An 11,674-nucleotide genomic window follows, 5' to 3' on the forward strand; every position below is an offset into this window, starting at 1 on the left:
GAAAGAAAAAGCGGCGCGGTCAGGGCGACTCGTAGCCCACGGTGCGCACCAGCTCGCGGTAGCGCGCGATCTCCGCGCGGTAGAACTTCTCGGCCGCCTCCAGGCTCATCGGCTGGAAGATCGTCTTGGCCTGCGCCTCGAGCTGGGCGCGCGCATGGGCATTGGTCAGCCCGTTCTCGATCGCGGCGTTGAGCCGCTCGGCCACCGGTTGCGGCGTGCCCTTCTTCACCGCGTAGGCGGTCCAGATGCTGAAGTCGAAGCCCTTCATCGACACCGAGTCCGCGCTCGAGGGCACGTCCTCGAAGGGCGCCGGCAGGCGGCCGCCCGAGAGTGCGCCGATCACGCGCAGCTTGCCCTGGCGCGCGTAGTCGGCATAGAAGGCCTGGTAGGGCATGAAGGCGAAGTCGATCTGGCCGCCGAGCAGGTCCTGCATCAGCGGCGCGCCGCCCTTGTAGGGCACGTGCGTGGCGTTCGCGCCGGCGCGCCTGGCGAACAGCTCGCCCAGCAGGTGGTAGAGCGTGCCCGGGCCGGTCGAGCCGTAGCTCAGCGGCGCGTCCTTGCCGCGGGCGCGCGCCAGCGCCACCAGCTCGTCGAGCGTGCGCGCGGGCAGCTTGTCGTTGACCACCACCACCAGCGGCGAGATCGCCACCGGCGCCACCAGCTGGAAGTCCTCGGGGCGGTAGCGCACGCTCTTGTTGACCATGCCCGAGAGGATCAGCTCGCTGGGCGAGCCCTGGAACAGGGAGTGGCCGTCGGCCGGCGCCGCGAGCACCTTGTTGGCGGCGATGGCGCCGGCCGCGCCGCCCAGGTTCTCGACGATCACCTGCCCACCCAGCGCCTTGGCCACGGGCTCGGCGAGCGCGCGCGCCGTGAAGTCGCTGGCCGCGCCGGCCGGGTACGGCACCATCAAGGTGACCAGCTTGGAGGGAAAGGCCGCGGGCTGCGCCCAGGCGCCGGTGCCCACGGCCGCAAGACCGGCGAAGGCCACGGCGAGCGCCAGGGCGCCGCGGCGGCGGGACAGCCCGGACGACAGCCGGGAGAAGCGTTGCGAGAAGCCGTGCATGGGGCGATTCCTTGGGTCGAAAGCAGTACGCGACGGATGCTAGAAATCGCTCATCTATCTGTCCAATGCATTGTTTTTCTGCTTATCATGATCTAAACTCATGATCTGCACGCCATGAACCTGCAGCAACTCGAGCACCTGCTCGCGCTCGCCGAAACCGGCTCCTTCAGCCGCGCCTCCGAGAAGGTGCACCTCACGCAGCCCGCGCTCAGCCGCAGCATCCAGATGCTCGAGCAGGAGCTCGGCATGCCGCTGATCGACCGCATCGGCAAGCGCAACGAGCTCACGCCCTTCGGCGCGATGGTGCTGGCGCGCGCGCGGCGCATCTCGAGCGAGGCGCAGGAGCTGCGCCGGGCCGCGGCGCTGCTGAGCGACGGGCAGGCGGGCCAGCTGCGGCTGGGCCTGGGCGCCGCGCCGGGCGCGCTGTTCTCGGCGCCGCTCCTGATCCACATGCTGCGCGACTACCCGCGCGTCGGCCTCGAGCTGCACGGCGGCGGGCCCGAGCAGCAGCTCGCGGCGCTGCGCGCGCGTGCCATCGATGCACTGCTGGTCACCTACCGCGCGCTCTCGCCGAGCGAGGACCTGCGCATCGAGGTGCTGCCCACCCTGCGTTCGGGTTTCGTCTGCCGGCGCGGCCATCCGCTGGCACAGCGCCTGCGCGAGGCGGGCGCGCTGGCCTTCGCCGAGCTCGCGCGCTTTCCGCTGATCTCCACGCGCGTGAGCGACGACGTCGCGCGCCGCCTGGTCGAGCGCTACGGCAGCGAGGCCAGTCCGCAGCGCTGGCTGCAGGTGTCCTCGGAAGAGATCGGCGTGCTGGTGGAGGCCGTGCGCAACACCGACGCGATCTTCCTCGGCGTGCTCGCGGTCACGCGCGCGCTGCGCGACGGCGGCGAACTGGTCGAGCTGGCTGTGGCGCCGCAGGCCGGGCTCGATGCGCAGTTCGCCTTCGTCACGCTCGAGGGCCGCACCGAGGCGCCCGCGCTGCAGATCGTGCGCGGCTTCTGCATGGCGTTGGCGCGCAGGGAGTCGGCGGCCGAGCAGGGGTAGCGCCGAGGCACCACTGTTCGACGGACTGGATGAGGATCAGGTGATCCAGAACGATTCCGCCATCAGCGCCGCGGCTTTGCAGCGAGGGCAGGGAACCGTGTCGTTCTTGCGCTTCAACTGGTCATCGAAGCCGGCTTCCGAAATCAGTGTGCCTTGCGAATGGCAGTGGAGGCAGCTCAGCAAATGATCGTCCCGGCGGGCGTCGTCCGAAGAACCATCGAGGGCCTGCTCGCGGTTCATGGGTGAAGCGTGGCGCTCGGCCTCGGACGGACCGTCCGCGGCGAGCAGTCGATCCACACGCAAGGGGCCGAAGGTCGGATTTCGTTCCAGCTCCACGAACTCGGTTCGCGCACCAATGTGCGCACGCGCCAGTTCATCGAGAGTCCTCTCGACGAGTTGGCCGGATGTGCGTTCGTCCAGAACGAAGGGCGGGTTACGGGCGAGAGCGAGCGCGTCTGCCAGGGACAGCTTGCGCTTGTTGCGAATCCAGCTCACGAGAACGGGCGGAACGGGTTGCGGCACATGCTCGACGATCACCCGCTGGATCTCGTAGAACTCGGGACCGCGATCACGCAACGCGACTTGCAGGCCGTGTTGCGTGCCGCATGCGGTGCACACCATGAGCCGCATGCCGCCATAGCCGCTGGCCAGCCGATGGTGGTGAAAGCCGCCCAGTGAGAATTTCAGGGCGCATTGCCCGCATCGAAGGTCTTGCGGCATGAGTTCACCGAATCGGGAAAGAGTCGCGATTCTGACCGGGCTGTCGTCGGATGCGGCAAGCCTTCCCAGCTTTTCCCGTCTACGGGGACGCTTGCTAGCCGATGGATCGGCTCGGTGCGACGTCTGCAATCTCCGCCGCGGGAGCCGTCGACAGAGGGCACGCATAGTCCACCTGGTGCCGCGCGATCCGCAGATCGCCGAGCGCCTCGCGCACGCGCAGGTGCGCAGGATGCGTGGCATAGCCGTCGAGCGAGGCCTGGCTGTCGAACTCCGAATACAGCACCACGTCGCAGGCATAGGCGACGCGGCTCGAGTCGACGCCGACCTCGATGCGCAGCAGGCCCGGGACCTGGCCGCGCAGCGACTCGAACTGTTGCTTCACGAACTGCGTGGCGTGCGCCTTCTGCTCGGGTGTGTCGGCGCGCAGGTCCCACATCACGATGTGCTTGAACATGGCCGCGGGTGCCGTGCCGCTCATGGCGCGGGGAAGCCGGCCTTCTGCGGCCAGAGGTTGCGAAACGGCAGCACCGAGCGCTTCTCGTAGACGCCGGCGCGCGTGAAGGGCTCGCCGGCGAGCCACCGTTCGGCGGCCTCGCGGTGGTCGAAGTCGATCGCGAGCAGGCTGCCGAGCATGGTCTGCCCATCGTCCGACAGCAAGGGGCCGGCGAAGGCGATGCGCTCGGCGACTTCGCCGAGGTAGGCCTTGTGGGCGGGCCGGATCTCTTCGCGCAGGGCGGCCGAGCCGGGTTTGTCGAGCAGGTGGAAGACGAAGATCACGCGAGGGCTCCAGCTGCCGCGGGGCAGGGAAGGAGCCCGCGGCGTGCGGACGATGGTATGCAGGCGCGGCGCGAAAGACCGCGTCGCCGCTGGAGAACAGTTTTCCGCTGGCGGCGCTCGGGCTTCAGTCGCGCGGCGGCCGCTTCGCGATGCCCATGGTCTTCGCGAGGATGCCGAGCATCACCTCGTCGGCGCCGCCGCCGATCGAGGCCAGGCGGCCGTCGCGGTACAGCCGCGAGACGCGGTTCTCGAGCGTGAAGCCCATGCCGCCCCAGAATTGCAGGCAGGTGTCGGCCACCTCGCGCGTGAGCCGGCCGGTCTTGAGCTTGGCCATCGAGGCCAGCTCGGTCACGTCCTGGCCCTGCACGTGCAGGTCGCAGGCGCGGTAGGTCAGCGCGCGCAGCGCCTCGACCTCGGTCTTGAGCTCGGCCAGCTTGAACTGCACCCACTGCTGGTCGGCCAGCGTGCCGCCGAACAGCTTGCGCTGCTGGGCCCATTCGATGGTCTGCGCGATGCAGTCGTCCATCGGCTCGAGCGAGCTGGCCGCGCACCACAGCCGCTCTTCCTGGAACTGCTGCATCTGGTAGACGAAGCCCTGGCCTTCCTCGCCGATGCGGTAGCGCTGCGGCACGCGCACGTTGTCGAAATAGATCAGGCCGGTGTCGCTCGAGTGCATGCCGATCTTGCGGATCTTCTTCGCCTTCTCGATGCCGGGGCTGTCCATCGGCACGATCACCAGCGACTTGTTGCGGTGCACCGGGCCGTCGCCGGTGTTGACCAGCATGCACATCCAGTCGGCCTGCAGGCTGTTGGTGATCCACATCTTCTGGCCGCTGATGAGGTAGTCGTCCCCATCCTTGCGCGCGTGGCTCTTGAGCCCGGCCACGTCGCTGCCCGCGCCCGGCTCGGACACGCCGATGCAGCCCACGGTGTCGCCCGCGATCGCCGGCGCGAGGAACTCGCGGCGCAGTTCGTCGCTGCCGAAGCGCGCGAGCGCGGGGGTGCACATGTCGGTCTGCACGCCGATCGCCATCGGCACGCCGCCGCAGCTCACGTGGCCCAGCGCCTCGGCCAGCGCCATCGCGTACGAGTAGTCGAGGCCGCCGCCGCCGTAGGCCTCGGGCTTGTTGAGGCCCAGCAGGCCCAGGTTGCCGAGCTTCTTGAAGACCTCGTGCGCGGGAAAGGTCTCGGCCGCCTCCCACTCGTCGACGTGCGGATTGATCTCCTCGTCGATGAAGCGGCGCAGGGTCTTCTGGATCTCGAGGTGTTCGTGCGTGTAGTGCATGGTGTCCGTACGGGCGGGGCGCTCCCGGCCCCGATCGCAGGAACTCTAGGCGCGCCCCGGCCGCGGGGCTTGCGCCAACTAGCTGGTGCGCGCGCGGCGCGCCGTGGCCGGTGCCGGCCGCGCGTTCGAGGCGGCCGAGATCGGCGACTCGATGCTGTTGCCGGTGAGCACCCAGTAGATGAAGATCAGCACCGCGCCGGCCGTGCCGAACACCGTGAGGCCCATGTAGCTGCCGCCGATGGCGAGCGCGTCGAGCGGGGCGGCGGCGGTGCAGACCATGGTGGCCGCGCTCATGCCCACGTAGTGCATGGTGCACACCGCCAGGCCCATCACGGCCGCGGCGCCGATCTGCAGGCTCAGCTTGCGCACGTTGAAGGCCAGCCACAGCGCGGCGGCCGCGGCGCTGATCGCGATCAGCACCGACAGCCCGACCGCCATCGGGTCGAACTGCATCGAAGCGCGCATGTTCATCGCGAACATGCCCATGTAGTGCATCACGCACACGCCCAGGCCGGCCAGCAGGCTGCCCGCGAGCCAGCCCGCGCGGCTGAACTTGCGGCGTCCGCCCGCGAGGTAGAGCGCGATGCCCGAGATCAGGATCGCCGCCACCAGCGAGACCACGGTCAGCGGCATGTTGTAGGCGATCGAGATCGGCAGCCGGTACGCCAGCATGCCGATGAAGTGCATCGACCAGATGCCGATGCCGCCAAGCGCCACCGCGGCGCAGGCCACCGCCGCAATGTGGGGGGGGCCGTCGGCGCCGACCATGCGGCCGGCGCAGATCAGCGCGGTCAGCGAGCCGGCGAAGGAAATGAAGTACGACAGTGCCACCAGCCCCAGCGAGTACTCGGGCGACAGCAGCTGGCCTGCGACGAGCGGTGTCATGGTTGTCCTTTCGACAGCAAAAACGGCACCGCTCGCCTCCGGAAATCGGTGGTACCGGACCGTTCCGGGCGAGTTTGTAATGTTTGTTTTTAAAAGTAAACTGGTTTTTTACAATTCCGTTTAGATTACTTTTCTCTTAATTTTTCAGCGCTGAGGCCGGATCCGGTATATCGCGTTGTTCCGGTCCGCCGCCATGTAGACCGTTCCGTCGGGCCCGATCGCCACGCCGGTCACCACATAGGGCGGCGGCAGTCCGGGCCCGGGCGCCAGGCCGATCGGCAGGTTCTCGGCGATGGTGCGGCGCGAGCCATCGGCCGGGTCGATCTCCACCAGCCGCCGCGCCGCGCTCTCGGCCACCACGAAGCTGCCCCAGGGCGTCTGCGCCAGGCCCTCGGGCAGCGCGAGCTTGTCGGCGATGGTGCGCAGCGGCGCGCTGGCGTCGAGCGGAATGCGCAGCAGCTTGCCGGCCGCCTCGGTCACGTAGAGCGCGCCGTCGCGGCCGATCACCATCTGCACCGGCCCGTTGAGCCCGCTCGCGATCACCTGCCGCTCGGCGAACTTCGCGCCGCTCGCGCGCGTGATGCTGCCGGTGGCGATCTCGGCGTAGATCACGCTGCCGTCGGGCATAGGAATCGCATCGAACGGCGCCTTCAGGCCGTGGATCGTCTCCACCGTCTTCAGCGTCTGGCGATCGACCAGCTGGACCGTGCCCGTGAACCACGAGCTCAGCGCGAACAGCCGCGCCGAGAGCCCGACCGCGAACGGGTACTCGAGCTCGGGCTCGCGCTGCATGCGGAACACGTCGCGCACCTCGCCGTTGCGCACGTCCACCCGCCGGAAGCCGAACACGTCGGCGACCCAGAGGTCGTTGCCGTCGAGCTTCATGCCGGCCGGCACCGCGAGCTTGCCGCCGGTGAGCGTGCGCAGTTCGCCGGTGGCGGGCTCGAAGGCCATGATCTCGTTGTCGGCCATGTTCGAGATGTAGATCGTGCCCTCGGGCGCGATCGCGAGGTTGTCGAGCGAGGGCTTGAGTTGCTTCGCGACCGTCTTGCGGCCGGTGGCGAGCTCGACCTTCACGAGTTCGCCGCTGCGCGCGTCGACCACCCAGAGGTTGCCCTTGCCGTCGAGGTTGGCCGCGGCCGGAATCTGGAAGCCGTCGGCGATCGGCGTGATGCGCCCGTCGGCCGGATCGATCTTCACCACCTGGTTCTTGAACCACAGCGGCCCGTAGAGCATGCCGTCGGGCCCGACCTCGAAGCCGTTGAAGCCGCCCATGTCCTTGCGGATCAGCCGCGGCGGCTTCTGGCCCGCGCGGTCGATTTCCCACAGCGCGTCGCCGAGGAACACCTGCGAGGCGTAGAGCTTGCCGTTGCGCGGGTCGAAGGCCAGCGAGTTGAGGCCGGGCAGGTCCTTGGCGAGGACGCGCATGGGGGCGCTGTCGTTCTCGCGGTAGCGCAGCATGCCCATGAGGTAGTTGGTCCAGGCCATCTCGCCTTGAGGGCCGATGGCGATGTCGTCGGACTGGCCTTCGGGGGCGTCGATCAGGATCTTGGCTGCACCTGTTTTTCGGTCGACTTCCCAGAGGGTGTTGCCCAGGACCGAGCCTGCGAGCAGGCGGCCCTTCTGGTCGATGGCCAGGCCGTGGACGCCGGAGAAGGAGGAGGGGGGACCAGGGGCTCTGGGGGGTGCCAGGCTGTGGGTCTGGTGGTGAGGAGGGGGGTGGACGGGGTGGGTGCCGGCTCTGCTGTCTGCGCGGCTGCTGGTGTCGTTGACGGTGGGCTCGTTGTCGTTGTTGTGGTGCTGCAGGCTGCTAGCGCGATGGCTACGGCGGTGATTGCGAAGCGACGGAACAGGGGGCAGGTGGGCACGGGGTCTCCTTCTCTCTTCTCTTTGTTCGACGTTGTTTTGGGGCGCGCGGGGGAGTCTAGGGAATGTGTAGGTGGAATTGGTCGCTGGTGAGACAGGTGTTTGGGTTTTCTTCAGGTGCTGCCTCTTGGGTAGGCCGTTGGCCGGGTCTCGCCCCGGCGGGCGAGTCACTTTCTTTTGCTTCGCCAAAAGAAAGTAAGGCGGTCTCAAATATCAAGTGCAACACTCTTCAACCCTCAGGAGAGTGATGTATGCCAAGCGGTTACGAGCATTTGAGAGCAGAAGAGCGAGGGGTGATCATGGCGATGAGCCTGCAAGGCGGTAGTGCCAGGTCGATTGGCCGGATGCTGAACCGGGCGCCAAGCACCATCACCCGAGAGTTGCGGCGCAACGGCCACCATGCCGAGGGTGAAGTGGTGTGGGGGCGTCCGCGACGTGTTCCTGGCTATGACGCGGCATCTGCTGGCAAGCGAGCACTGCGAATGAGACGACGTGCCCGCCGCGCGCGCAAGCTTCGCCCGCACACTGCGTTGTGGTCACGCACGATCGAGCTATTGGGAAGGCGCTGGTCGCCCCAACAGATCGCCACTATCCTCAAGCGCGAACAGCCCGCACGCGCCGATATGCAAGCCTCGCACGAAACGATCTACACCGCCATTTACGCTCGCCCCAAGGGGGAACTGCGCAAGGAGTTGACGTCGCTGCTGCGTCAGGCGCGTGGGGCGCGCCGGCCTCACAGCCGCAATGCAGAGCAACGCGGCAAGTTGGCGGACATGCTCAGCATCCACGTACGTCCGCCCGAAGTGACCGACCGGCTGGTGCCAGGGCATTGGGAAGGTGACCTGATCAAAGGGGCACGCAATCAGTCATGCGTGGGCACCTTGGTGTGCCGAAGAACCTGCTTCGTGATGATCGTGAAGGTCGATGGTGCGACGGCGCTGGATGTCTTCAGAGGCTTCGAAACAGCATTTGGCCCGCTGGACGAAGCGCTTCGCAAGAGCCTGACGTACGACCAAGGCAAGGAGATGGCGCTGCACAAGCGGCTGGCCGAGAGCACGGGGCTGACCATTTACTTTGCCGATCCCCACAGCCCGTGGCAGCGGGGGCGCAACGAGAACATCAATGGCCTGATCAGGCAGTACCTGCCTAAAGGCACCGACCTGAGCGTCTACAGCCAGCGCCAGCTCGATGCCATTGCCTGGGAGCTCAACACCCGCCCGCGCAACACGCTCGATTGGAGGACGCCCGCGGAGGCCTTCTTCCAGGACTGCCTCGACCACAATGCGCAGTTTCCAGACGGTGTTGCACTTGGAGTTTGAGACCGCCTAACCAAAGAAAAGGCGACCCACTGTCTGCGACCCTCCGCTTCGCTGCGGGCAACCTGCGGTGCTCGCGTTTCGCGGGGTCTCGCAGAACTCGCTCCGCTGCGCTGCGCTCAGACAGCTGCGAGCCCTTATCCGCGAAACGCTGCGCTCCTCGGCGCAGCCAGAGGGGGTGGTTCGGGCCATCGCTGCGCTCGGCCGAGCAAGCCCTTCGGGCCTTCGCGTTGCTCGGCCTCGGTGGAAGAAGACCCGGGGCCTTCGCGCTCGCACTCACCACACAAGGACGCGCCATGGCGCGTTGACCCTCCTCCCCTCTGGCTGTGCCGAGGAGCGCAGGAGAAAGCGGGATCAGGGCCGCAGCTGTCTGAGCGCAACGCAGTGGAGCGAGTTCTGCGGACCCCCGCTTTCTCCGAGCACCGCAGGTTGCCCGTAGCGAAGCGGAGGGACACAGACAGCGGGGTCGCCTTTCTTTGCCTACTTTCTTTGGCGAGATGTATGGACCGGGCACATGGTGGACAGGTGTGCGAGGACATGGTGGACACCATCGGGCGTATCGCCCGATCGGAAGACGACCATGCCCTGGAGCACCCGAGACACCATGAGCCTGAGAGAAGAGTTCGTTGCCCTGGCACGCCAGGAAGGTGCCAATCGGCGTGAGCTGTGCCGGCGCTTCGGCATCAGCCCGCAGACCGGCTACAAATGGCTCGCACGCAGCGCCACGCTGGGTGCCGCCGGCCTGGGCGATGCCAGTCGCCGCCCGCACCACAGCCCCGGCGAGACCTCGCCCGAACTTCAACAATCCATCGTCTCGCTGCGCCAGCAGCACCCTGCCTGGGGCGCACGCAAGCTCGCACGGCGCCTGAGTGACCTCGGACAGGGTTGCCTGGCTCCGAGCACCGTCAACTCCATCCTCAAGCGCCACGGCCTCATCAGCGTCCAGGCCAGCAGTGCGGCCACCGCCTGGCAGCGCTTCGAGCACGAGGCGCCCAACAGCCTCTGGCAGATCGACTTCAAGGGCTACGTGTCCACCGCAGCGGGGCCCTGCCATCCGCTGACGCTGCTGGACGACCACTCTCGCTACAACCTGGCCCTGCGCGCCTGTGCCCGCCAGCAAACGGCCAGCGTGAAGGAGCAGTTGCAGGACGTCTTCTCCCGCTACGGTCTGCCGGTGCGCATCAATGCGGACAACGGCGCACCCTGGGGCAGTCCGCGCGAGCCGGGCCAGCTCAGCGAACTCGCGCTGTGGCTCATCCGCCTGGGCGTGCGGGTGAGCTTCAGCAGCCCCTATCACCCGCAGACCAACGGCAAGGACGAGCGCTTCCATCGCAGCCTGAAGGCGGAGTTGCTGGCCGGGCGCAGCTTCCAGGATCTGGCGCAGGCACAGCAGCAGTTCGATCGCTGGAGGCGTATCTACAACCATGAGCGCCCGCACCAGGCGCTGGGCATGAACACCCCGGCGAGCCGGTATCGCGCCAGCGAGAGGGCCTATCCGAGGACGCTGCCACCGCTCGAGTACGGCCCGAACGACACGGTGGTGAAGGTCGGCTGGCTGGGGGAGGTGCGCTTCAAGAGCAAGCGCTTCAAGGTGTCCGCAGCACTTAAGGACCACGAGATCGCGCTGCGCGCGCAGCCCGGGCGAGAGGGCTGCTACGACGTCTACTTCGTGCACCACAAGCTGCGCGAGATCGACCTGCGCGAGGCCTGAGCCACCATGCAGAATGTGTCCACCATGTCCTCGCACATGTGTCACCCATGTCTCCGGTCCATACAGCGAGACAAAGAAAGTAGGTCGCCCGCCGGGGCGAGACCCGGCCTACGGCCTAACCAAAAAGCGCGCCTTCAAAAAAACATCAAGCCCTGAACCTCTTCCGAGTCAAAGCCAACGCCACCCAAAACGCCACCCCCGCGTACACAGCCAGCACACAAGCATGCCGAACCCATCCCACAGGCCACTGATCCATGAACAAGGGCCGAACCAACGCCACAGCATTCGCCAACGGCAACCACCCCGCCACCACCTGCACAGCCCCAGGCAGTTGCTCGAGCGGAAAAAACACCCCACTCAAGAACATCATCGGCGTCATGAACAAGGTGAAGTAGTAGGTGAAGAAGTCATACCCCTTCGCCATCGCATTGAAGATCAGCGCGATCGATGAAAACGTGACCCCCGCCCCCGCCAGCACCAGCCAGGCAACGAACAGCTTCGGACTGTGGCTGATCCCCAGCCCCAGCATCACGAACAGGATCGCCGTCACCGTGAAGATCGACTTGAACGCCGCCCACAGCATCTCCGCCAGCACGATGTCGTCGAGCCCCACCGGCGCGTTCATGATCCCGTCCCAGGTCTTCTGCACGTGCATGCGCGAGAAAGCCGAGTACAGCGCCTCGAACGAGGCCGCGTTCATCGCGCTCATGCAGATCGAGCCGCTCGCCAGGAACAGGATGTAGGGCACCTTCGTCTCGCCCACGCTCACCTGCCCCACCAGCGCCCCCATGCCGTAGCCGAAGGCCACGAGCCAGATCAGCGGCTCGGCGATGTTGCCGATCAGGCTCGGGATCGCGAGCTTGCGCCACACCAGCAGGTTGCGCAGGAACACGGGCCACCAGCGCATTGAAAGCTGCGGCGGCCGCCACGCGGAAGGCGAGGGTGGCGAAGAAGAGGAGGAGGGCTCGGTGGCGAGGGTCGGGGTGGTCATGCGATGCGATCGG

The 11,674-nt window shown here is 67.2% G+C and carries 11 protein-coding genes; 3 read left to right on the forward strand and 8 right to left on the reverse strand.

Going from position 1 to position 11,674, the window contains the following annotated elements:
• Positions 1–19: 19 nt before the first annotated feature.
• Positions 20–1,063, reverse strand: a complete 1,044-nt coding sequence (locus ACEN9J_RS22630; RefSeq protein ID WP_413762110.1) for a Bug family tripartite tricarboxylate transporter substrate binding protein — start codon at positions 1,061–1,063, stop codon at positions 20–22.
• 114 nt (positions 1,064–1,177) lie between these two features.
• On the opposite strand from ACEN9J_RS22630, the gene ACEN9J_RS22635 reads away from it, so the two are divergent.
• Positions 1,178–2,110 carry a LysR family transcriptional regulator gene (locus ACEN9J_RS22635; protein ID WP_413762111.1) on the forward strand — a complete coding sequence of 311 codons (933 nt, stop codon included), beginning with the start codon at positions 1,178–1,180 and terminating at the stop codon, positions 2,108–2,110.
• Between the two features lie 36 nt (positions 2,111–2,146).
• Here ACEN9J_RS22635 and ACEN9J_RS22640 read toward each other — a convergent pair whose 3' ends face one another.
• The 6 genes from ACEN9J_RS22640 to ACEN9J_RS22665 form a co-directional block, all read right to left on the reverse strand.
• Positions 2,147–2,830 carry a hypothetical protein gene (locus ACEN9J_RS22640; RefSeq protein WP_413762112.1) on the reverse strand — a complete coding sequence of 228 codons (684 nt, stop codon included), beginning with the start codon at positions 2,828–2,830 and terminating at the stop codon, positions 2,147–2,149.
• Between the two features lie 94 nt (positions 2,831–2,924).
• Positions 2,925–3,308 carry a Dabb family protein gene (locus ACEN9J_RS22645; RefSeq protein ID WP_413762113.1) on the reverse strand — a complete coding sequence of 128 codons (384 nt, stop codon included), beginning with the start codon at positions 3,306–3,308 and terminating at the stop codon, positions 2,925–2,927.
• A complete protein-coding gene (locus tag ACEN9J_RS22650) occupies positions 3,305–3,607 on the reverse strand; it encodes a YciI family protein (RefSeq protein WP_413762114.1) in 303 nt (100 codons plus the stop codon). Before ACEN9J_RS22650 ends, ACEN9J_RS22645 begins: the two co-directional genes overlap by 4 nt.
• A gap of 124 nt (positions 3,608–3,731) precedes the next feature.
• Complete coding sequence (locus ACEN9J_RS22655) at positions 3,732–4,892, reverse strand: acyl-CoA dehydrogenase family protein (protein ID WP_057597689.1); 1,161 nt, start codon at positions 4,890–4,892, stop codon at positions 3,732–3,734.
• Positions 4,893–4,970: 78 nt separating this feature from the next.
• Positions 4,971–5,777, reverse strand: a complete 807-nt coding sequence (locus ACEN9J_RS22660) for an MHYT domain-containing protein (protein WP_413762115.1) — start codon at positions 5,775–5,777, stop codon at positions 4,971–4,973.
• Positions 5,778–5,921: 144 nt separating this feature from the next.
• Positions 5,922–7,265: a hypothetical protein gene (locus ACEN9J_RS22665; RefSeq protein WP_413762116.1), complete on the reverse strand. Its 1,344-nt coding sequence runs from the start codon at positions 7,263–7,265 to the stop codon at positions 5,922–5,924.
• A 629-nt stretch (positions 7,266–7,894) separates the two neighbouring features.
• Between ACEN9J_RS22665 and ACEN9J_RS22670 the strand changes: the two genes are divergently transcribed.
• Positions 7,895–8,962, forward strand: coding sequence for an IS30 family transposase (locus tag ACEN9J_RS22670; protein ID WP_413761542.1), 1,068 nt, complete (start codon positions 7,895–7,897; stop codon positions 8,960–8,962).
• A 577-nt stretch (positions 8,963–9,539) separates the two neighbouring features.
• Positions 9,540–10,670: an IS481 family transposase gene (locus tag ACEN9J_RS22675; protein WP_413762117.1), complete on the forward strand. Its 1,131-nt coding sequence runs from the start codon at positions 9,540–9,542 to the stop codon at positions 10,668–10,670.
• Positions 10,671–10,815: 145 nt separating this feature from the next.
• On the opposite strand, the gene ACEN9J_RS22680 is transcribed toward ACEN9J_RS22675, so the two are convergent.
• Positions 10,816–11,661, reverse strand: a complete 846-nt coding sequence (locus ACEN9J_RS22680; RefSeq protein ID WP_413762118.1) for an ABC transporter permease — start codon at positions 11,659–11,661, stop codon at positions 10,816–10,818.
• Between the last annotated feature and the right edge of the window lie 13 nt (positions 11,662–11,674).

The sequence above is a fragment of the Variovorax sp. Varisp41 genome (genome assembly GCF_047325085.1).
Lineage (GTDB): Bacteria > Pseudomonadota > Gammaproteobacteria > Burkholderiales > Burkholderiaceae_C > Variovorax.